At 62.9% G+C, this 19,380-nt stretch carries 21 protein-coding genes; 8 read left to right on the top strand and 13 right to left on the bottom strand.

The window, feature by feature from the left end:
- Window positions 1-88: 88 nt before the first annotated feature.
- The gene (locus EKH55_RS13400; RefSeq protein ID WP_069459140.1) at window positions 89-1,039 is read left to right on the top strand and encodes a GGDEF domain-containing protein; all 951 of its coding nucleotides are present in this window, start codon (window positions 89-91) and stop codon (window positions 1,037-1,039) included.
- Here EKH55_RS13400 and EKH55_RS13395 read toward each other — a convergent pair.
- From EKH55_RS13395 to EKH55_RS13385, 3 genes are read right to left on the bottom strand one after another with little or no spacing between them, the layout of a single operon-like run.
- Window positions 1,004-1,630 carry an aminotransferase class IV family protein gene (locus tag EKH55_RS13395; RefSeq protein ID WP_069459141.1) on the bottom strand — a complete coding sequence of 209 codons (627 nt, stop codon included), beginning with the start codon at window positions 1,628-1,630 and terminating at the stop codon, window positions 1,004-1,006. The genes EKH55_RS13400 and EKH55_RS13395 overlap by 36 nt on opposite strands.
- A complete protein-coding gene (locus EKH55_RS13390; protein WP_069459142.1) occupies window positions 1,627-2,784 on the bottom strand; it encodes an aminodeoxychorismate synthase component I in 1,158 nt (385 codons plus the stop codon). Before EKH55_RS13390 ends, EKH55_RS13395 begins: the two co-directional genes overlap by 4 nt.
- Before the next feature lie 41 nt (window positions 2,785-2,825).
- Window positions 2,826-4,694 (bottom strand): M3 family oligoendopeptidase, encoded by a 1,869-nt coding sequence (locus EKH55_RS13385; protein WP_151611592.1) that lies wholly within the window; start codon window positions 4,692-4,694, stop codon window positions 2,826-2,828.
- A gap of 230 nt (window positions 4,695-4,924) precedes the next feature.
- On the opposite strand from EKH55_RS13385, the gene EKH55_RS13380 reads away from it, so the two are divergent.
- Entirely contained in the window at window positions 4,925-6,457 is a 1,533-nt protein-coding gene (locus EKH55_RS13380; RefSeq protein ID WP_083265345.1) for a sigma-54-dependent transcriptional regulator, read from the top strand.
- Between the two features lie 177 nt (window positions 6,458-6,634).
- Window positions 6,635-8,437: a peptidoglycan L,D-endopeptidase MepK gene (locus tag EKH55_RS13375; RefSeq protein WP_069459144.1), complete on the top strand. Its 1,803-nt coding sequence runs from the start codon at window positions 6,635-6,637 to the stop codon at window positions 8,435-8,437.
- Window positions 8,438-8,642: 205 nt separating this feature from the next.
- Here the strand turns inward: EKH55_RS13375 and EKH55_RS13370 are convergent, their stop codons facing one another.
- From EKH55_RS13370 to EKH55_RS13360, 3 genes are all read right to left on the bottom strand, one after another.
- Window positions 8,643-8,909 carry a DUF2312 domain-containing protein gene (locus EKH55_RS13370; protein ID WP_069459145.1) on the bottom strand — a complete coding sequence of 89 codons (267 nt, stop codon included), beginning with the start codon at window positions 8,907-8,909 and terminating at the stop codon, window positions 8,643-8,645.
- A 245-nt stretch (window positions 8,910-9,154) separates the two neighbouring features.
- A complete protein-coding gene (locus EKH55_RS13365) occupies window positions 9,155-9,460 on the bottom strand; it encodes a DUF1244 domain-containing protein (protein ID WP_069459146.1) in 306 nt (101 codons plus the stop codon).
- Window positions 9,457-10,275, bottom strand: a complete 819-nt coding sequence (locus tag EKH55_RS13360) for an N-formylglutamate amidohydrolase (RefSeq protein ID WP_151611591.1) — start codon at window positions 10,273-10,275, stop codon at window positions 9,457-9,459. Before EKH55_RS13360 ends, EKH55_RS13365 begins: the two co-directional genes overlap by 4 nt.
- A 234-nt stretch (window positions 10,276-10,509) precedes the next feature.
- Here EKH55_RS13360 and EKH55_RS13355 point away from each other — a divergent pair, with 234 nt between their 5' ends.
- Both EKH55_RS13355 and pyk read left to right on the top strand, forming a co-directional pair.
- Window positions 10,510-10,947 carry a DUF1036 domain-containing protein gene (locus tag EKH55_RS13355; protein ID WP_069459148.1) on the top strand — a complete coding sequence of 146 codons (438 nt, stop codon included), beginning with the start codon at window positions 10,510-10,512 and terminating at the stop codon, window positions 10,945-10,947.
- Window positions 10,947-12,386, top strand: coding sequence for a pyruvate kinase (pyk, locus tag EKH55_RS13350; RefSeq protein WP_069459149.1), 1,440 nt, complete (start codon window positions 10,947-10,949; stop codon window positions 12,384-12,386). Before EKH55_RS13355 ends, pyk begins: the two co-directional genes overlap by 1 nt.
- Window positions 12,387-12,526: 140 nt before the next feature.
- Here pyk and EKH55_RS13345 read toward each other — a convergent pair whose 3' ends face one another.
- The 5 genes from EKH55_RS13345 to EKH55_RS13325 all read right to left on the bottom strand — a co-directional run bounded on the left by EKH55_RS13345 (window position 12,527) and on the right by EKH55_RS13325 (window position 15,328).
- Window positions 12,527-13,138, bottom strand: coding sequence for a tetratricopeptide repeat protein (locus tag EKH55_RS13345; protein WP_151611590.1), 612 nt, complete (start codon window positions 13,136-13,138; stop codon window positions 12,527-12,529).
- Between the two features lie 88 nt (window positions 13,139-13,226).
- Window positions 13,227-13,352: a type B 50S ribosomal protein L36 gene (ykgO, locus tag EKH55_RS13340; protein WP_034855034.1), complete on the bottom strand. Its 126-nt coding sequence runs from the start codon at window positions 13,350-13,352 to the stop codon at window positions 13,227-13,229.
- Window positions 13,353-13,520: 168 nt separating this feature from the next.
- Window positions 13,521-14,579, bottom strand: a complete 1,059-nt coding sequence (locus EKH55_RS13335) for a 5-(carboxyamino)imidazole ribonucleotide synthase (protein ID WP_151611589.1) — start codon at window positions 14,577-14,579, stop codon at window positions 13,521-13,523.
- On the bottom strand, window positions 14,576-15,040 hold the full coding sequence (gene purE / locus EKH55_RS13330) for a 5-(carboxyamino)imidazole ribonucleotide mutase (RefSeq protein WP_069459307.1): 465 nt from the start codon (window positions 15,038-15,040) through the stop codon (window positions 14,576-14,578). Before purE ends, EKH55_RS13335 begins: the two co-directional genes overlap by 4 nt.
- Before the next feature lie 84 nt (window positions 15,041-15,124).
- Window positions 15,125-15,328 carry a YdcH family protein gene (locus EKH55_RS13325; protein ID WP_034855051.1) on the bottom strand — a complete coding sequence of 68 codons (204 nt, stop codon included), beginning with the start codon at window positions 15,326-15,328 and terminating at the stop codon, window positions 15,125-15,127.
- 211 nt (window positions 15,329-15,539) lie between these two features.
- Here EKH55_RS13325 and EKH55_RS13320 point away from each other — a divergent pair, with 211 nt between their 5' ends.
- Entirely contained in the window at window positions 15,540-15,713 is a 174-nt protein-coding gene (locus EKH55_RS13320; protein ID WP_069459152.1) for a YdcH family protein, read from the top strand.
- A 257-nt stretch (window positions 15,714-15,970) separates the two neighbouring features.
- Here EKH55_RS13320 and EKH55_RS13315 read toward each other — a convergent pair whose 3' ends face one another.
- The gene (locus EKH55_RS13315) at window positions 15,971-16,231 is read right to left on the bottom strand and encodes an ArsR/SmtB family transcription factor (RefSeq protein WP_069459153.1); all 261 of its coding nucleotides are present in this window, start codon (window positions 16,229-16,231) and stop codon (window positions 15,971-15,973) included.
- Window positions 16,232-16,421: 190 nt separating this feature from the next.
- Window positions 16,422-17,192 carry a sulfite exporter TauE/SafE family protein gene (locus EKH55_RS13310; protein WP_151611588.1) on the bottom strand — a complete coding sequence of 257 codons (771 nt, stop codon included), beginning with the start codon at window positions 17,190-17,192 and terminating at the stop codon, window positions 16,422-16,424.
- A gap of 103 nt (window positions 17,193-17,295) precedes the next feature.
- On the opposite strand from EKH55_RS13310, the gene EKH55_RS13305 reads away from it, so the two are divergent.
- Together EKH55_RS13305 and EKH55_RS13300 are read left to right on the top strand one after the other, a co-directional pair.
- Window positions 17,296-17,949, top strand: a complete 654-nt coding sequence (locus tag EKH55_RS13305) for a thiamine phosphate synthase (protein WP_069459155.1) — start codon at window positions 17,296-17,298, stop codon at window positions 17,947-17,949.
- Between the two features lie 9 nt (window positions 17,950-17,958).
- Window positions 17,959-19,104, top strand: a complete 1,146-nt coding sequence (locus tag EKH55_RS13300) for a tetratricopeptide repeat protein (protein ID WP_151611587.1) — start codon at window positions 17,959-17,961, stop codon at window positions 19,102-19,104.
- Window positions 19,105-19,380 lie beyond the last annotated feature (276 nt).

The raw sequence follows: 19,380 nt of genomic DNA, 5'->3' as shown, positions 1-19,380 counted from the left end.
TCACAAGCGTTTCGTGCTATAGCTTAAGTTGAGCCGTCCGCTTCGCGCCGTGATTGATGGATGCCGTTCCAACTGGAGCAGACCAAACGTGACCGGTGAATACGCCAAGGCCCTGATGGGTCTGCAAGCCAGAACGCCTGTGCTGATCGCGCTTTACGATCAGCATGACCGATTGCGCTTTGCCAATGCGGCATTTCGTTCCGCCTATCATGTTGGCGTGGAGGAGGCCCCGACCTGGGCGGAGATCACGCGCCGCAACCACGCGACCGGCAGCGGAGCGATGATCGAGACCAGCGACATCGAAGGCTGGATCGACGCCGCGCTCGAGCGCCGCGGCAGCGCCCACACCCGAACCGCGGAAGTCGAGCTGCATGATGGACGCACCCTGTTCGTGACCGAGACTGTCGACGAGAAGGGTTGGCGTCTTTCTATCGCAGCCGACGTCACGGCGATGCGCGAGGAGGAGCGCAAGCACCGGCGCGACCGGGATTTCGCCCTCAGGGACGCGCAGGTGGACGAACTGATCAGCGTCCCTGACCGCCGGCACACTTTGGGAAAGCTTGCCGACTTCGTGCAAAACTGTGCCGACAATCCACAGATGTGGGGGTGCGTGGCGATCCTCGACATCGACTATTTTAAGGCCATCAACGACCGCTTTGGCCCGCACGGGGCCGATGAGGTGCTGCTCGATTTCGCCCGCCAGATGCAGGGCTTCGTGCGCCGTACCGATTGTTTCGGCCGGATCGGCGGTGAGGAGTTCATGCTTATCCTGCCTGACACCACCGTCAGCGAAGCGAACCTCATTCTTGATCGGCTGCTTGAAAAAGTACGCAGCGCCAGACCGCTAGCGAACATTCCGGAATTCTACTACACCTGTTCGGCAGGACTTGCGGAATATCGCGAGGGCGACAAGGTTAACGACATCTATGTGCGCGCCGGCCAAGCGCTCCATCTCGCCAAGCGCGAGGGCCGCGATCGGGTGAAGCGCTACACGCTGCCCGGTTCAGACCACGAGTTCCGCCCGGATCAGACCTCTTAGCGAGTTTCCGAGCAAGAGGCGGCCGTGCTGAAGATCGGCCGGTTGCAGGCGCGCGGTGCGCGCACGGCGCTCACAGATGAGGTCGGTGCGAAGCACACCGGCGAGAAGGCCGCAGGCGATCGGCGGCGTCTTCAGCACGCCGCTGCCGTCATCGAGGAAAACCGAGGTGATTGTGCCCTCGCAGACCTCGCCCTTCTCGTTGAGAAGGATGACCTCGTCTGCCTCTTCCGGGGAAAATTCGCCGCGCGCCGCCTCATAAACCTCGCGCCGCGTCGTCTTCATCCGCAGGAGCCAGTCGCTGGAATCGAGCCGCGTGGACGCGATCCGTGCCCGCCATCTCGTATCGTCGGCAAGCGGCGTGAAGGGGGCGGTCGTAATCGCGACGGTGCCGTCGCGGCTGAGCGTGAGGCGGACGCGGAGCGGCCGGTCGGCGCCCCGCACGGCCTCGTCCAGGCGCTCCCCGGCGGTGGCCGCGCCGGCAAATCCCAGCCGCCGGGCGGAACGCGTCAAGCGTGCCAGATGCAGCCGGAGGCGAGCCAATCCCGCTGCCGGGTCGTAGCGCAGCGTCTCGATCAGCGAGAAATCCGTCATTGCGCGATCTCGGCATCGCCGACGGCGAAGCGCGCCTTCAGCAGGCATTCGTCATATTCCGCCTCGGCCTTGGAATCGAAGACGATGCCGCCGCCGACATTGAAGATTGCCCGGCCGTCGGGAAAGACCGAGATGGTGCGGATCGCTACATTGAAGCGCATGATGCCGCTCGGTGCGACGAAGCCGATGGCGCCGCAATAGGCGTCGCGGGGACCGGCCTCCAGCGCATGAAGGATCTCCATCGCCCGCATCTTCGGCGCGCCGGTGACGGAGCCGCAGGGGAAGAGCGCGGCGAAAATGTCGGAGATGCCGATGCCGGGCAGAAGCTTCGCCCGCACATGGCTCACCATCTGGTGAACCGTCGGGTAGGTCTCGATGTCGAAAAGTCTCGGCACGTCGAGCGAGCCGACCTCGGTGACGCGGGAAATGTCGTTGCGCAGGAGGTCGACGATCATGCGGTTCTCGGCCTGGCTCTTCTCGTCGTCCCGCATCGCCTGGATGATGGCTGCGTCCTCAGCGGGGTTAGACCCGCGCGGCGCCGTTCCTTTCATCGGATGCGTCTCGATCCAGCCGTCGTCATCGACACGAAAGAACAATTCGGGCGAGCGCGACAAGAGCAGCGGCCCATCGAGCGCCACAAACGCGCCGTACTTCACCGGCTGGCGCTCGATCAGCGACCAGAAGGCGGCGAGCGGGTCGCCGGACCAGCGCGCGAAGACCGGCATCGTCAGGTTCGCTTGGTAGCAATCGCCCCGGCGCAGATGCTGGTGCAGCCGTTCGAAGCGCTGCCGGTAGGCCGGCAGGTTCCAACCGGCACGCGGCTCGGCGAGAAACGGCTCGTTCTCCGTGCGCCGAAGCGGCGTGGCGAGCGGATGGTCTTCCGCCGGCGCGTCGAAGACGCCGAAGGACATCAGCGGCGTCTCGCGGTTCTCCTCGGCAAACAGCGCAAGCTTTTCCTCGAAGAGGTGACCCGCCTCATAGGCCATGTAGCCGGCAAGCCACTTCCCGGCGTGGTGGGCGGCATCGAGCTCGGCAAGGCCGCGCTGAAACTCCGCCCGCGTGCGCGCGGTGATCACGCGCGACGGCTCGGCGAAGACGGTCGTCAGGTTTTCGCTGTCATCCCGGAATAGGACAAAGGGCGCGTGTTCGATCATACGGGTTGCAGTCAGTCGTCGGTCTTGCCGGATGGGCTCGGTCACGCCCTATCAAGCGCCTCCAGTTCGTCGATCAGCCCTTCAATCATCGACAGGCCCTGTGCCCAGAACGACGGATCGGTGGCATCGAGCCCGAATGGCGCCAGCAACTCGGAGTGATGCTTGGTTCCTCCGGCCTTCAGCATGTCGAAATACTTCTCCTGAAAGCCGCTCTCGGCGTTCTGGTAGACGGCATAGAGCGAGTTCACCAGGCAATCGCCGAAGGCGTAGGCATAGACATAGAAAGGCGAATGGATGAAGTGGGGGATATAGGCCCAATAGGTCTCATATCCCTCTGACAGCCGGATCGCCGGACCGAGGCTTTCGCCCTGCACCGACAGCCAGAGTTCGCCCAGATCGTCGGCGGTCAGTTCGCCTTTCTTGCGGGTCGTGTGGACCTTGCGCTCGAAGTCATAAAAAGCGATCTGCCGCACGACCGTGTTGATCATGTCCTCGACCTTCTGCGCCAGCATGGCCTTGCGCTCGCGCTTGTCCCTGGTCCGGTCGAGCAGCGCGCGGAAGGTCAGCATCTCGCCGAAGACGGAGGCAGTCTCGGCAAGCGTCAGCGGCGTCGAGGCCATCAACGCCCCTTGAGCGCCGGCCAGCACTTGGTGCACGCCATGGCCAAGCTCGTGAGCGAGCGTCATTACGTCCCGCGGCTTGCCCATGTAGTTGACGAGAACGTAAGGATGCGCGGAGGGAACCGTCGGATGGGCAAAGGCGCCCGGCGCCTTTCCGGGTCGCACCGGCGCATCGATCCAATGCTCGTCGAAGAACCGCCGGGCGATCGCCGCCATCTCCGGTGCGAAGCCATGATAAGCGGAAAGCACCGTTTCCTTGGCGGTGTCCCAGGGAATTACCGCGTTCGGCGCTTCGGGGAGGGGGGCGTTGCGGTCCCAGAACTCCATCTGTTCCATGCCAAGCCATTTGGCCTTCATCGCATAATAGCGATGGGAAAGACGCGGATAGGCGTCCTTAACCGCTGCCGCAAGTGCGTCCACCACCTCGCGCTCGACGCGGTTGGCGAGGTGGCGACTGTCGGCGATGTCCTGGAAACCGCGCCAGCGGTCCGCGATTTCCTTGTCCTTGGCGAGCGTGTTGGTGATCAGCGCAAAGGTGCGGATGTTTGCCTTGAAGGTTTCGGCAAGCGCCATGGCTGCTTTCCTGCGCTGCTCCGGAGATGGATCCTGCAGGAGGTTCAGGGTCATTTCGAGCGGCAGGGCCTCGCCGTCGACTGTGAAGGTGAGGGAAGCGACGGTCTCGTCGAATAGCCGGTTGAAGGCAGCGGCGCCGGTCATCGATTTCTCGAGGAAGAGCTGCTCCAGCCGGTCGTCGAGCTGGTAGGGCTTGTCCTTGCGCAGGTCGAGGATCCAGGGCTTGTAGTGCGCAGCGAGGCTGTCGGTTTCGAGAGCGGCGTCGATCGCGGCATCCTCGACGCGGTTGAGCTCCAGCGAAAAGAACAGGAGATGTGCCGAGATGTCGGTCAGCTTCGACTGCACGTCGCCATAGAGTTTGCCGTTTGCCGGTTTGGACGTGTCGGAGAAATAGGTCAGCCCCGCGAAGGAGGCGATGCGGCCCATCAACTCCTCGAGCGTTTCCAGTTCCTTTACCGCCGCGCCGATGCCCTCGTCCCCGGTCTTTCGGGCGGCTTCCGCGAGCTTGCCCTTCCATTTGGTCTCGAAGGCGATCGCATCGGCTTCCGCCTTTGCGAGGTCGGCACGGAATTCCTCGGAATTCGCGGAAACATAGAGGTCCTCGAGCCGCCAGCTCGGCAGGTCGCCGAGTTCGGCGCCTCCGCCCGCCGCCTGCCCGGCTTGCGCGCGCACTCGGGATCGGCCGGAGCCGGCGGAAAGGAGCGAGGCGAATGTCATTGGCGTATCTCTCGTTTGGACTTTGAATTGCTGCAACCTTCCCCAGTTCGGACCGGGCCGGGAAGAGGTGCCGCAGGCAAGCGATATGGGGCCCATTGCTATCGCCCGCAATGGATAAAATGCAAGCATTTCCCAAAACATGATCTTCAGCCCTTTGTGGCACGAATGGTGGCATGAATTGGCACATGAGGTTGGCCAAGAGTACCGCGTGTCCAGAGCAGGAGGCTTTCGTGACATCCCATATTCTTGTTATCGATGACGATCCGGTGCAGCGCCGATTGCTGACGAACATGATCGAACGACTGGGTCATGTTGCCCATGTGGCCGATAACGGGCGTCGCGGGCTCGAACTGCTGGACCGCAAGGGCGGCATCGTCAATGTCATCCTGCTCGATCTGCTGATGCCGGAGATGAACGGCCACGGCTTCCTCGAGGCGCTTGCCGAACGCGGTGTCGATACGCCGGTCGTCGTGCAGACGGGTCAGGGCGGCATCGAGACGGTGGTCCAGGCGATGCAGGCCGGCGCCTTCGATTTCCTCGTCAAGCCGGTATCGCCGGAGCGCCTGTCGATCGCCATCGGCAACGCGTTGAAGATGGCGAGCCGCGACGGCAAGGTCAAAACCGCGCGGCGCCCGCGCGGGGGCGCCGTCGGCTTCGACGACATCGTCTCGGCGAGCCCGGCGATGATCCGCGTTCTCGACCTTGCCCGCCGTGCCGCGCAGTCGAATATTCCGATCGTGCTCGAAGGCGAATCGGGCGTCGGCAAGGAAATGGTGGCGCGGGCGATCCAGGCGGCGAGCGCTCGCGCGAACAAGCCCTTCATCACGGTCAATTGCGGCGCCATCCCGCACAACCTCGTCGAGAGCATTCTCTTCGGCCACGAAAAGGGCGCGTTCACCGGCGCCACCGAAAAGCATGCGGGCAAATTCGCCGAGGCGGACGGCGGCACGCTGTTCCTCGACGAGATCGGCGACCTGCCGCTCGAGGTGCAGGTGAAGTTGCTGCGAGCCGTCCAGCAGGGCGAGATCGAAACGGTCGGTGCCCGCCAGCCGCAGAAGGTCGACGTGCGGTTGATCTCCGCCACCAACAAGGACCTGATCAACGAGGTGCGCGAAGGGAGGTTCCGCGAAGACCTCTATTACCGGCTCAATGTTTTCCCGATCACGATTCCGGCTCTGCGCCGGCGCAAGGAGGACATCCCCGTGCTGGTGCGTGCGTTCGTCGAGCGCTTCGCCGCCGAACAGAGACTCAATCAACGCCTGACTGCTTCGAGCGGTGCGATGGCGCTTCTGACCGCCTATGATTGGCCGGGCAATATCCGCCAACTGGAAAACGCGATCTTCCGCGCCGTGGTGCTTGCCGAGGGCAACGAGCTTACGGTCAAGGACTTTCCGCAGATCGCCACGCAAATACCGGGTTATGTCGTTGCCGACCGGGGCGGTCTCTCCTGGGGGGAGGCGGGGCCGGAGCGGCGGCCGAAGGGCGACGCGCTTGCGGACTTTCGGGCCGAGATCGCCACTTCCCAAAAAGCGGAGCGGACATTAGAGGGGCGATTCGAGAATGCGATCGCCAGCGTTGACGAGGGCGGCGACGTGCGCAAACTCGCTGAAGTCGAGGAGGAACTGATCCGTTTTGCCCTGAAGTTCTATCGCGGCCAGATGAGCCAGGTGGCGCGCAAACTCGGCATCGGGCGCTCGACGCTCTATCGCAAGCTCAAGGATTACGGCATCGATCCCGATAATCCTCTGCGCGAAGCCGCATAATCCCACGTATTCACAGCCGTTCGCCGTGCAACTTGGGCGCTCCGTTTAGACCTTGTTAGGGAACCGTTCACTATACTATAAGGAACGGTGACCACTGTGGCATATCTGCCATGCTGTCACCTTAATTGACGGTCATGGGACACAGCGAAGCACGGTTGTCCGTCGAACGGGGATTGAATGCCAAATTTGTTCGGTTTGGAGGAACCAGCCGGTTCCCTAGCGCGCAGACTCTGCTCGGCGGTGGCCCGTAAGGCACCGCAGTTCCTTGCTTCCATCGCCTTGGCTTGCTCTCTCGTGACCCCCGGCATGGCGCCGCCCGTCGAGGCTGCCGGCCAGACTCGCACGTTGAGGCTGTACTTCATTCACACCGGGGAAAAGGCGCAGATTACCTTCAAGCGCAATGGCCGCTACGATTCGAGGGGCCTGGAGCAGGTCAACCGTTTCTTGCGTGACTGGCGGCGAAACGAGCCGACTAGGATGGACCCGCGCCTCCTCGACCTCGTCTGGGAAGTCTACCAGAGGAGCGGTTCGCGCGATTATATCCATGTCGTCTCCGCCTATCGCTCGCCGGCAACGAACTCCATGCTCCGGTCGCGCTCGAAGGGCGTTGCCAAGAAGAGCCAGCACATGCTCGGCAAGGCGATGGACTTCTATCTGCCGGACGTCAAGCTGAAGACTCTCCGTGAAATCGGCATGAAATTCCAGGTCGGCGGCGTCGGCTATTACCCGACCTCGGGCTCGCCTTTCGTGCATATGGATGTCGGCGGGGTGCGCGCCTGGCCGCGCATGACGCGCAACGAACTGGTGCGGCTCTTCCCGGACGGCAAGACCATGCACATTCCTGCCGACGGCAGGCCGCTTCCCGGCTATGAGCAGGCGGTTGCCGATTACAAGCGTCGCGTTGGAGCCTCGGCGATCGAAGTGGCCGGTGGCGGTGCCAAGGGCGCGGGCGACGCGGGCAAGCGTCGCAATCTGCTTGCCATGCTGTTTGGCGGCGGGGACGAGGATGAAGAGCCGATGGCGATTGCCGCCGGTGGCGAAACGGCGGCTCCGGCCTCGGTGCGGAGTGCGGCAGGTCAGGACGCTTTGCCGGGTGTCGCGACCTCCGCCGATGCACAGCAGAATTTCAGTGCGCCTGTTCCGAGTGTACGTCCGGCCCTCAAGGAGGCGCCCGCGGAAAGCGGCGTGACCGTCGCGCTCGTCGCGCCGGAGAAGAACAGCTCCCAGGAGGCGCTGGCGGCGGTGATGCCGCAGACTTCGCCGGCACCGGGTTCGGAATTCACCGATCTGAGTACGCTTGCGGTGCCTGTGCCGCAGATGCTCGACCGGGCCAACGCGGCTGCCGACGGCGAAACGCTCCTGGCTTCCGCCGATGGCGGGGTTGCGGAACTGGGCTTCGTGCCGGTGCCGGACACCCGTCCGGCAGGCCAGGCTGCGCTTGCCGCCGTTGCGGAGGTCGAGGTTGAAATCCCGACTGCCGCTGATCGTCCGGCTTTCGCGTCGATAGCCGAGCCGCTGAACGCGCCGACAGAGACCGGCACGCAGGTGGCGCTGGCCGCGCCGAACGCTGCCGCCGAGCAGATCGACACTCCGCCGCTGCGGGTGGCGGCCTATGCGCCGCAATTGGAAACGAACGGCAGGGCCGCGATTTTCGACAGTGCCTTCGATACGCAGTCGGATGCGCCGTCGAAGGGCGCGCGGCCAAAGAAGCAGGACGCGGCAGCCGCGTCGCGATCCTCGGTGCGCACCGAGCCGAAGCTGACGCAGAAGATCATTTCCGAGTGGGCCCTGTCGACGAGCCGTTTCGCCACGCTGTCGAAACCGGTCAAGGCTCCACGATTCGTCAGCAGCTCGCTCAGAGCCGCGCCCACCACCATCTATGCGGCCGGCTTCTCCAGCGATGCTGGCACCGTCGACACGGCCCGCTTCACCGGCAATGCCGTGAATTTCATGGAAGTGAAGAGATTCAGTACCAATTGAACCCCTTTACCTAAACGAAAAAGTCCGCCATACCGGCGGACTTTTTCGTTTGTGTTGTGAGAAGCGGCGCGCGTGCCGCGTTCATCTCCAGCGCCGCCCGCCTTATCGGATGCGCAAACGTCGCTGCAGCGCTTTGAATCACTGCATGTCTTTGTCCTCTAATCGAGAAGGAGACATGCAGTAGACCCCGTGCTGCCGCATCGGCTTACGCCGCGTCCTCGGCCACGGGCATCATGCCCAGTGCCTGCAGGTAGGTGTCGAGGATCGCTTCCTGCTCCAGGCGCTCGTCCTGGTCCTGCTTGCGGATCGAGATCACCTTACGCAGGATCTTCGTGTCGAAGCCCATCGACTTTGCTTCGCCATAGACATCCTTGATGTCATCCGCGATGGTCTTCTTCTCCTCTTCCAGCCGTTCGATCCGTTCGATGAAAGCGCGAAGCTGATCGCGTGCGAAGCCTTGAGCATCCGACATGGTCGTCTCCTTTTGGGGAATGAATTTGCAGGTGCTGTGACCTGCCGCGAACCGCCTCCGAGGTCAAGGGCGATTGCGCAACAGCGCCGGCATTTCCTGCCGTGCTGGCCACAGGCGCCACATTCCGCCTGCCTTTTGACAGCCACAACGGGATGCGCTCAAACGCATGCGCGCCGCAATCTCTCTATTTGCTCTTGTGGCATTTGTGCGACGTCAGGTGATCCCACCTGGATGCAAAATACTCCCTATTCCTTCGGCCGGTTGCGCTCGAAGGCAGTCTTCTGCTCGGCCGATGCATCCGTCTGGTGGCGCGACCGCCACTCCTCATACGGCATGCCGTAGATGATCTCGCGCGATTCTTCCTTGCTCATCGCGATCCCGGAAGTCTCGGCCGCCTCTCGATACCAGTTCGAAAGGCAATTGCGGCAGAAGCCGGCGAGATTCATCAGGTCGATGTTCTGGACGTCGCTGCGCCTGCGCAAATGCTCGACCAGCCGGCGGAAAGCGGCGGCTTCGAACGCCAGGCGCTGTTCCTCGCTGAGCTGGGTCATAGTAGTTTCTCCTCTTCATCCCCGTCGCGATAGGCGCCCGTGCGCGAAGGGTGGCGCTGATAGGCGTGGAGCGCCGGCATGGCGTTGAGCGCCGCGAGAATGGGCGCCAGGCGTTCGGCCCAGGCGGCAACGCCCGTGTCATCGGCAATCAGATCCTGCCGTATCTCGATCAACGCATGGGGGATGCCTGCCGCCATGCAGTGCCGGTACATCGTATCGCCCCTGAGCGCGCCGTCATAGGGCTCGTTGTTCCCGACGAGGATATCGCCCGCAGCCTCGAGACGCTCGATCAGCGGAAAGACGGCGCGGGGGTCATTGTCCCAGAGCACGGCCGCATGCCACGGCCGCGCCACGCCCTTCCAGGCGGGTGTGAAGGAGTGCAGCGAAATGACCAGCGGGGCCCGGGCGCCGGCCGCCGCGACTTCGGCGATCGTCTGCGATACCGCCTGGTGATAGGGGCGGTGAAAGCGGTCCAGCCGCCTCTGCCACTCATCCGTGGAGATCGGATGGTTGCCCGGGACGATGGCGCCGTCGGATATTCTCATGATCAGTGTCGGGTCGTCCTCACCGCGATTGGGGTCGATCAGGAGTCGCGAAAAGCAGCCGAGAACGGCTGGTGAATCGAGCGCGGCCGACAGTTGCCGTGTCAGCGACTCGATGCCGATATCATAGGCGATGTGGCGCGCGAATGCGCTTTCAGGCAGACCGAGCCGGTCGTATTCCGGCGGCAGTCGGTTCATCGCATGGTCCGCCAGAAGCACAAGTCCTTGCGCCGGATTGCCCTTGATGATCTCGTAGGGAGAGTAGTGCCGCATGCCGTTTTGTGCTGGGAGTTTCGAACGTCGCAACCTGATCGCACGCAAATTCGCCTTCCGCAAGAAAAAGACGCAAGTTTCGGCACCTTCTGTCACATGAAGGGCAAATATAATCGATTAGAGTTGCGTTGACTTTCAGGGCTGGCCGTCGCAAGAAAGTGCCACGCAAATCAAAACGGAGTTCCGCAGGAAGCCGTGTTCAGACATCCTTTATCCAAAGTGAAACCGGGGCCGATGTCGTTGGGAGCCGTCCTCCTGTTTTCCGTGGCGATTTCCGGTTCGTTCCTGTTTGCTGGCGAGGCGCGGGCCGACTTTCGCGTCTGCAACGGCACTCAGACCCTGGTCGGAGTGGCGATCGGCTATCGCGCGAAGGAAGGCTGGGTAACGGAGGGTTGGTGGCAGGTGCCGGCAACGACCTGCGCCACCCTGATCGAGGGCGAACTAGAGTCGCGCTACTACTATCTCTACGCGGAAGACGCGGCCAAGGGCGGCCGCTGGACGGGCGACGTCAACATGTGCGTCGCGGAAAACGAGTTCAAGATCGTCGGCGTTGAGGACTGCTATGCACGCGGCTTCCAGCGCATGGGATTCAAGGAATACGACACAGGGCGGCAGGGAAGCTGGATGGTTCAGCTTTCCGATACGCCCGGTACGCAGGAAAGCCAGAATTGATGAGACGGAACAGAAAAGTCAAAATTCTCGCCACGCTCGGACCGGCATCGGCCGAGGAGCAGACAATTCAGAAACTGCACGAGGCGGGGGCTGACCTGTTCCGCATCAACATGAGCCATGCCAGCCACGAAGTCATGCGTACGTTGATCACGCGGATTCGCGCCGTCGAAGTGCGTTGCGGCCGTCCGATCGGAATTCTTGCCGACCTGCAGGGCCCAAAGCTGCGCGTCGGCAAGTTCGCCGAAGGCAAGGTCGATCTCTCGATCGGCCAGACCTTCACGCTCGACAACAAGGACGTCCCCGGCGACAACACGCGCGTCCACCTCCCGCATCCGGAGATCCTCCAGGCGGTGAAGCCTGGCGATCGCCTGCTGATCGACGACGGCAAACTGCACCTGCGCGCCGAAAGAACCGACGGCAACAGCATCGTGACCACCGTCGTTTCCGGCACGAAGATCTCGGACCGCAAGGGCGTCAGCCTGCCCGATACGCTGCTCGGCGTCGGCGCGCTGACGGATAAGGACCGATCCGATCTCGACGCTGTACTGGCAACGGGACAGGTCGACTGGGTAGCGCTCTCCTTCATCCAGCGTCCGGAGGATCTGGCCGAGGTGCGCAAGATCGCACGTGGCCGCGTCGGGCTGATGTCGAAAATAGAGAAGCCGCAGGCGATCGAGCGCATCGACGAGATCATCGAATTGTCGGATGCGCTGATGGTGGCGCGTGGTGATCTCGGTGTCGAAATGCCGCTCGAATCCGTTCCCGGACTTCAGAAGCAGTTGACGCGCGCCTGCCGTCGCGCCGGCAAGCCGGTGGTCGTCGCCACCCAGATGCTGGAATCGATGATCTCGGCGCCAGTGCCGACGCGCGCGGAAGTGTCGGACGTGGCGACCGCGGTGTTCGAAGGGGCCGACGCGGTGATGCTCTCGGCCGAATCCGCCTCCGGCGAATATCCGATCGAAGCGGTTAGGACCATGGCTTCGATCGCGAGCAACGTCGAGCGCGACCCGCACTATTCGGGCATCATCTACGCCCAGCGAACGCCGCCGGAGGCAACCGGCGCCGACGCTATTTCGCTTGCCGCCCACCAGATCGCCGAAACGCTCAATCTTTCCGCGATCGTCTGTTACACCTCCTCCGGCGCCACGGGCTTGCGTGCCGCGCGCGAGCGCCCGCAAGTTCCGGTCATCGCCCTTTCGCCGATCGTCGAAACGGCCCGGCGTCTCTCGGTGGTATGGGGGCTCCATTGCGTCGTCACCGAAGATGCCAAGGATCTCGACGACATGGTCAACCGTGCCTGCCGCATCGCCGTTACCGAGGGCTTCGCCACGCCGGGTGACCGCATCATCATCTCCGCCGGTGTGCCGCTCGGAACGCCGGGCGCCACCAACATGCTGCGTATTGCGTATATCAACGCGGACGGTTTGACCGGCGTTTGAGCCGCCGCTGCTAAGGCGAGAGCCCCCGGCTCTCGCTCCTTGCAAGCGCGTTTGCTGCGAGTTCTTTCGTCCTCCCATAACGTCGCGCGTGTTGCAGACATGCAAAAGTCGCTGCAACTCTTTGAACCTGCGCCGCGCCTTCAGGTCCGGCTGCCGGCGAGCCTTTCAGCCAGCTCGCCGAGTTGTTCCTGCGCTTTCCGATCGGAAGGGTAGATATCGAGAAACTGCTGCCACGCGCGCAGGGCGAGCTCGCTCTTGCCGGCATCTTCAAGCATGGACGCCATGCCGGCGAGGGCGCCGAAATGCCGTGGTTCGAGTGCAAGCACGTGGCTGACGTCCGACATCGCCTTCCGGAAATTGCCCATCTGGTAATGCAGCGTGGCGCGACGGTTCCAGCCCTCAACATAGTTAGGGGCGAGAACGATGACCTGGTCGAGGATGTCGAGCGCCATCGACTTCTTGTCGTCGGCGATTGCCTTGTCCGCCCATTGCATGAGCAGGTTGACGGTCGCGCTGCCGGAGTCCTGCCATTGCTGACGAATGCGGTTTGCGATGTCCCGTGCCCGATCCTCCTCGCGCTCTTTCTTCAGTTCGGCAAAGAGGGAATCGAGCTGCTGCTCCGGTGTTGCGAGACTGGCCGTCTCCGGTTGCGGCAAAGCTTCGGCAGCCAGGAGCGGCGTTCCGGACGTGGTCCAAACGGCCAGTGCGAAAAATGCCAGAATTGAAGTCATAAAAATGCGCATGGCGGACATCGTAGCCCGCCATGGCGCAAGATCAAAATCAAAAAATCAAGGGACCAGTGAAGCGACCGACGGACAGGCGAGCGGCCTCCGCGGGGCCTCAGCCCTGGCGTGCCTTGAAGCGCGGGTTCAGCTTGTTGATGATGTAGACGCGACCCTTGCGGCGAACGAGACGGTTTTCGCGGTGGCGGGCCTTCAGCGACTTGAGCGAATTCTTGATCTTCATTTTTCCTGATCCGCAGGTTTCGGGGAACGAAAATTCGCCCGGTAATTCCAACAATCAAAAGCGCGCCGGAAAGCGCGCTCTTCAAGTAGGCAGGCACATACCGTGTCGCCCCTGGCCTGTCAACCGCGGTAGGAGGGATTTTGCCGCCCCTTCCGCGCAATCCTGTGGCTAGCGAGGCTGGAGGAGCCGGGTAAAATGCCCCATCTTGCGACCCGGGCGCGCCTCGGTCTTGCCATAGAGGTGGACCAGCACGTCGCGTTCGGCGAGCAGGTGAGAGACTTCGGCAATGTCATCGCCGATCAGGTTCTGCATGACGCAATCGGTGTGGCGCGACGCGTCCGCAAGCGGCAGGCCGGCGATGGCGCGGATGTGCTGCTCGAACTGCGATACGACGCATGCGGCTTCGGTCCAGTGGCCGGAATTGTGAACGCGCGGCGCCATTTCGTTGGCGACGACGCTGCCGTCGGCAAGCACGAAAAATTCGACGCCGATCACGCCGACATAGCCGAGTGCGTCGAGGATGGCGGTTGCTGCCTGGCGGGCGGCTTCAGCCGTCGAGGGGTCGATCGCCGCCGGTACGGTGGAGGTGTGAAGGATGCCGTTACGATGCACGTTCTCCGCCGGGTCGAAACAGGCGATTGCGCCGTCAGTACCGCGAGCCGCGATGATCGAGATTTCCCGCTCGAAGGGCACGAAGCTTTCGAGAATGAGCGGCACCCCGCCGAGCGCGGCAAAGGCGCCGGACGGATCGTCTCCGGCGGAGCGGAAGACGCGCTGGCCCTTGCCGTCATAGCCGAGACGCCGGGTCTTCAGAACGCCGGTGCCGCCGAAATCGGCCAGGGCGACTTCGAGATCGGCCTGGCTGTCGACGGCGTGGAAACGGGCCGTAGCGATGCCGCAGGCGTTGATGAAGCGCTTCTCAAGCAGCCGGTCCTGCGCCACTTCAAGGGACCTGGGCGGTGGAAAGACCGGCCGCAATTGAAGAAGCCGCTCGGCCGCGGAGACGGGGACGTTCTCGAATTCATAGGTGATCAGGTCCGAGGCCTCGGCGAGTTCATCGAGGCCCCGCGGATCGTCATAGGCGGCGACGATCTGGGCGTTTGCGACCTGAGCGGCCGGACAGTCCGGTTGCGGTTCGAGGACGAGCGTGCGGAAATTCAGCCGGGCAGCGGCCATGGCAAGCATGCGGCCAAGCTGGCCGCCGCCGATAATGCCGATGGTCTTCATTCCTCGTCCACCGGATATTCGGCAACCGAAACTGTCTGCTGTTCACGCCAGTCGTCCAGGCGGTCGGCGAGGTCCTCGTCGCTGAGCGCAAGCACGGCGGCAGCGAGCAGGGCGGCATTGACGGCGCCGGCCTTGCCGATCGCCAACGTGCCGACCGGGATGCCGGCGGGCATCTGCACGATCGACAGCAGGCTGTCCTGGCCGGAAAGAGCCCTCGATTGTACCGGAACGCCGAAGACCGGCAGCGGCGTCATTGAGGCACACATGCCGGGAAGATGCGCGGCTCCGCCGGCACCTGCGATGATGACCTTGAACCCTTCGTCGCGGGCGCCCTTGGCAAAACGGACCAGGCGATCGGGGGTGCGGTGCGCGGAAACGATGCGGGCTTCGTAGGCGATGTCGAGCGCCTCGAGCGTATCTGCCGCATTCTTCATCGTCTCCCAGTCCGACTGGCTTCCCATGATGATGGCGACGGGCGGGGTCGTGGCTTCTGTCACTCTGTCGGGTCCGTTTCAGGCGATTGGTCTACAGGTAATGACGGTGTCTCAGGCAATGATATCGGGGATGATCTGGTCTTCGATCTTGGTGATCTTGTCTTTGATCGCCAGCTTCTTCTTTTTCATGCGCTGGATGCGCAAGGCGTCGCAGCCGGTTTCGATCATCGCGTTGATCGCCACGTCATAATCTTCATGCTCCTGTCTCAGGCGCGCTATGGTTAGTCTGAGTTCGGCCTGGTCCTGGTCCGGCATGCGAATACGATCCCCATGAGCCCGGTCGCGAGTCACGATCCGGTATTCTTCCTGCGCCGCTCTATCACATCTTTGGCCGTGACGGGAAGTTATCCGACGTCATCATTTCGCCTTCGACAAATGAAAAATGGCATGGCACAGTAGTAAGGTTTCAACCATGGAAGATCCGGCATTTGCGTGCCGGATGCAAGCAAAAGGAAGGGACTTGCCAATGACCATTGAGGCTCATCTTGCAACGCTTGAGAAAAAGCATGGCGCCCTGGAAGAGGAGCTCCACGAGGCTCTCAACTCTCCCTCCTGCGAGGACGAGTTGATCAGCGAACTCAAGCGGCGGAAGTTGCGCATCAAGGACGAAATCGAAAGACTCCGTTCCGCGACCCACTGATCGCGGACGCTTTTGCCGTCCAGTCGCGGGGCGTATCGCACCCACCGCCCGGCGGCGGCAAGGTCAAGACCAATCCCAAAACGGATGAAACTGACAGTCGACCGGGCTTTCGGCCCGGTCTGCCTCACAGCACCGCGCGTCTTTCAGAAGCGCAAAGGTCGCTGCAACTCTTTGAGTCTGCGCATCGACCTATCCGAGAATCGGATACGATTCTCGGATAGCTCGGTGCGCTCTAAGGCGCTCCGGATCTCTCTGGCTCAGGACCAGAACTGGTCGAGCCAGAGATTGAGCCGATCGAATCCCGGCCTGTTGATGGCATAGATTCGTCGCGTGCCGCTCGTCGAAACCGACACAAGATTACAATCGAGCAGCGCCTTCAGATGCTGCGAAACCGCCGGGCGGCTGATCGGCAGCCCCTCTGCAAGCTCGTTGACAGTCCTCGGCGCACGCCGCAGTTCCTCCAGCAGATAGCGCCGGTTCGGGTCCGCGATGGCATCGAATGGGTCCGCGATGGTCATGGGCGCGACGTTAGGCGAATTTCTGCAGTGCGGCAAGAGAGATTGTGCAGCGCGGCAATTGCTGTTGCTTTGCAGCATCACCTGCGCGCCATCGCAAGCACAAAGATTTGACCGGAGCAAGTTGAAGACGCTGCATGTCACCACACCGACTTCGAAGTCGATCGAAGAGACATGCAGGAGCGGCCCTCGATCAGAGCAGGCTCAAGAGGCCGTCCCAGACAAGTTTGCAGCCGGCGAAGAATGCCATCGCATACATGAAAGGATAGAAGACCTGCGCCTTCATTCTGCGTACGATCCATACGCCGCAGGCGGTCGCGGTCATGGCCAGCGGGAAAAGCGTTGCCGATGTGGCAAGATTGCTGAGGTCGAGCTGCCCGAGGGCGAAATAGGGAATGAGTTTCACCGCATTAAGGGTGGCGAAGAAGCGCACGATGGTCCCGGTATAGTCGCGCGGGTCGAGCTTCAGCGGCAGGGCGTAGATCTGGAAAGGCGGGCCGCCGGCATGGGCGACGAAGCTGCCGTAACCGGCGAAGCTTCCCCAGAGCGCGGCAGGGCCCCGGCGGTGTGGCTTGGGCTGGATCGGTGCGCCGCTGCGGCTCCGCCAGACCATATAGGCATATCGCAGCACAAACACGACGGTGATCAGTCCGATGATCAGCCGTAGCGCGTCCCGCGGCACATGCGCGGCGGTTGCCCAGCCGACCGCGATGCCGACGACAGCGCCGGGCAGCAGCATGAAAAGCGTCTTGCGGTCGCCGTGCTTGCGCCAGAACCACAGGGAGACCATGTCCATGGCGATCAGGATCGGTAGGAGCAGCGCCGCGGCCTCGATCGGTGAAACGGCGAGCGAGAGGATCGGCACGCCCATCAGCGACAACGCTTCCCCCATGCCGCCCTTGCTGAGGCCGACGAGCAGAACTGCCGGGATGGCAACGAGATAGAAGTCGAGATCGGGAAGCATGGGCGACGGTTGATCCTTTGGTCATCTCCGTCTATCGGTTTTCCCGAACGAAATCGAGACCCGGCTTCCGCTCGCGGGGAAGCACGCCGCCAGGAACGGACCCATGAGCAAAATCGAAAACCGCTGCCGCCTCGTTCTGGTCGCGCCGGACATCCCGGACATCGCCGAACAAGCGAGAGTGCTTGCTGATGCGCTGAAGGGCGGCGACGTTGCCTCGGTGATCGTGCCGCAGTATGGCCTTAACGAGACCGATTTCCAGAAACACGCCGAGGCGCTCGTGCCGGTGATCCAGGAGGCGGGTGCCGCGGCGCTCATCGACGGCGATACGCGGGTGGCCGGCCGCGCCAGGGCGGACGGGATTCACATACCGGGCGGTGCGGATGCGCTATCCGAGGCGATCGAGCGGCACACGCCGAAGATGATCGTCGGCGGCGGCAATGCTACCGACCGCCACCATGCACTTGAGATCGGCGAACTCAGGCCGGACTACGTCTTCTTTGGTCGCACCGACGGCGACATCAAGCCCGAGGCGCATCCGAAAAACCTGGCACTCGCAGAATGGTGGGCGTCGATGATCGAAATTCCCTGCGTGGTCATGGGCGGTGCGGACCCGCAATCGGCGCTGGCGGTTGCCGAGACGGGCGCCGAGTTCGTCGCGCTTCGCCTTGCGGTCTTCGCCGATCCGGCGCAGGCGCCATCCGTGGTTGCTGCCGTCAACGCCTTGCTTGACGAAAAAGCGCCACGGTTCGAAGATTAAGACGTGCGGATGCTGAGCCGTTTCCTATTGAGATCCAGCCTAGCCGTGACCTTGTTGGCGGCTATTGTCCCGGCGGCCCTGCCGTCGTGGGCCGCGCAGCCGACGCCCCAGGATCCCGCCGAGGAGGGAAGCGTCCCGAAGCGCGGGCGGATCACGCCATTCAACGGCGCCGCGCCGCTCGAGGGGGCGAAGGAACCCAATGGCAATCCGGCGAAGCCGGAGACCGGCGACGGCAAAGGCAAAGGACCTTCCAAGGGTGTAAATGTCATCGACCGCATGGGCGCCGACCTGCCGGCGCTTCCAGAGGAGAAGCCCTTCACCGGCAAGATCGACGAGGCCTATGGCGCCTTTCAGCGCGGTTATTACCTGACGGCCATGGATCTTGCCCTGCCGCGGGCCCAGCTTGGCGACCCTGCCGCGCAGACGCTCGTCGCTTCGATTCTCGAGCGGGGCCTCGGCGTTGCGCGCGACCCCAAGGAGGCGGCCTTCTGGTACGGCCAGGCGGCCGGAAACGGCGACCCCGCCGCCATGTTCAAATACGCCCTGATGCTCATGGAGGGACGCTACGTCGAACGCGACCGCAAAGGATCTGAGGCGCTGATGAAGAAGGCGGCCGATCTCGGCAATGCCTCCGCGCAATTCAATTACGGACAGACGCTGGTGGCTGACATGCCGGGCCCGAGAGGGCTCAAAGCGGCAATGCCCTATTACGAGAAATCCGCCGAGCAGGGGATCGCCGACGCGCAATATGCACTCTCGCAGATCTATCTCAATGTCGACGGCATCGACGAAACCAAGCGTGCGCGAGCGCGCGAATGGCTGATGCGGGCCGCCCGCGCCGGCTACGATACGGCACAGCTCGACATCGCCATCTGGCTGATCGAGGGCATCGCCGGCGATCGTAATCTTGAGGAGGGCTTCGCCTGGATGAAGCGGGCGGCCGAAGGCGGCAACGTCGTCGCGCAGAACCGGCTTTCGCATCTCTACGTCAATGCCATCGGCACCCGCCCGGATCCGGTCGAGGCGGCCAAGTGGTACGTGCTGTCTCGCCGGGCGGGTCTCAAGGACGACACGCTCGAGGATTTTTATCTTGGCATCACCGAAGAGCAGCAGAAGTCGGCGCTCGCGGCGGCGAACAGGTTCCGTTCGTCATAACCACAAAGGACGCCGTACGTCAGCTACGCATCGTGCTTTTCGAGCGAAAATCCGGTGCGAGTGTCAGGCCGATGCGCGTGGGTGCGCGTTCTTCATCGACGCCGTCTATTTCACTTGAAATTCCGGGTCTTTTGTGGTCTTGAACCCCCGGTTTATCCGCGGATTGCCCCATCCATCATCTTCCCGCGGACGAGTGATCTCTCACTCGGTTTTTTGACGGCGGCATCGCACCTATCCTGGGCACGTCCGACAGGGCGCGCAGTGCTTTTGGAGGCG

The organism is Sinorhizobium alkalisoli, assembly GCF_008932245.1.
GTDB lineage: Bacteria > Pseudomonadota > Alphaproteobacteria > Rhizobiales > Rhizobiaceae > Sinorhizobium > Sinorhizobium alkalisoli.
Note: the sequence above shows the minus strand (reverse complement) of the source record. Positions and strands in the feature narration are given on the sequence as shown.

What these genes read in the sequence shown, in the direction of transcription:
- EKH55_RS13395 (WP_069459141.1), bottom strand. Translation starts at nt 1,630, where the DNA reads ATGACGGATTTCTCGCTGATCGAGACGCTGCGCTACGACCCGGCAGCG.
- EKH55_RS13390 (WP_069459142.1), bottom strand. Translation starts at nt 2,784, where the DNA reads ATGATCGAACACGCGCCCTTTGTCCTATTCCGGGATGACAGCGAAAAC.
- EKH55_RS13385 (WP_151611592.1), bottom strand. Translation starts at nt 4,694, where the DNA reads ATGACATTCGCCTCGCTCCTTTCCGCCGGCTCCGGCCGATCCCGAGTG.
- EKH55_RS13375 (WP_069459144.1), top strand. Translation starts at nt 6,635, where the DNA reads ATGCCAAATTTGTTCGGTTTGGAGGAACCAGCCGGTTCCCTAGCGCGC.
- EKH55_RS13370 (WP_069459145.1), bottom strand. Translation starts at nt 8,909, where the DNA reads ATGTCGGATGCTCAAGGCTTCGCACGCGATCAGCTTCGCGCTTTCATC.
- EKH55_RS13365 (WP_069459146.1), bottom strand. Translation starts at nt 9,460, where the DNA reads ATGACCCAGCTCAGCGAGGAACAGCGCCTGGCGTTCGAAGCCGCCGCT.
- EKH55_RS13360 (WP_151611591.1), bottom strand. Translation starts at nt 10,275, where the DNA reads ATGCGGCACTACTCTCCCTACGAGATCATCAAGGGCAATCCGGCGCAA.
- EKH55_RS13355 (WP_069459148.1), top strand. Translation starts at nt 10,510, where the DNA reads ATGTCGTTGGGAGCCGTCCTCCTGTTTTCCGTGGCGATTTCCGGTTCG.
- pyk (WP_069459149.1), top strand. Translation starts at nt 10,947, where the DNA reads ATGAGACGGAACAGAAAAGTCAAAATTCTCGCCACGCTCGGACCGGCA.
- EKH55_RS13345 (WP_151611590.1), bottom strand. Translation starts at nt 13,138, where the DNA reads ATGTCCGCCATGCGCATTTTTATGACTTCAATTCTGGCATTTTTCGCA.
- ykgO (WP_034855034.1), bottom strand. Translation starts at nt 13,352, where the DNA reads ATGAAGATCAAGAATTCGCTCAAGTCGCTGAAGGCCCGCCACCGCGAA.
- EKH55_RS13335 (WP_151611589.1), bottom strand. Translation starts at nt 14,579, where the DNA reads ATGAAGACCATCGGCATTATCGGCGGCGGCCAGCTTGGCCGCATGCTT.
- purE (WP_069459307.1), bottom strand. Translation starts at nt 15,040, where the DNA reads ATGGGAAGCCAGTCGGACTGGGAGACGATGAAGAATGCGGCAGATACG.
- EKH55_RS13325 (WP_034855051.1), bottom strand. Translation starts at nt 15,328, where the DNA reads ATGCCGGACCAGGACCAGGCCGAACTCAGACTAACCATAGCGCGCCTG.
- EKH55_RS13320 (WP_069459152.1), top strand. Translation starts at nt 15,540, where the DNA reads ATGACCATTGAGGCTCATCTTGCAACGCTTGAGAAAAAGCATGGCGCC.
- EKH55_RS13315 (WP_069459153.1), bottom strand. Translation starts at nt 16,231, where the DNA reads ATGACCATCGCGGACCCATTCGATGCCATCGCGGACCCGAACCGGCGC.
- EKH55_RS13310 (WP_151611588.1), bottom strand. Translation starts at nt 17,192, where the DNA reads ATGCTTCCCGATCTCGACTTCTATCTCGTTGCCATCCCGGCAGTTCTG.
- EKH55_RS13305 (WP_069459155.1), top strand. Translation starts at nt 17,296, where the DNA reads ATGAGCAAAATCGAAAACCGCTGCCGCCTCGTTCTGGTCGCGCCGGAC.
- EKH55_RS13300 (WP_151611587.1), top strand. Translation starts at nt 17,959, where the DNA reads ATGCTGAGCCGTTTCCTATTGAGATCCAGCCTAGCCGTGACCTTGTTG.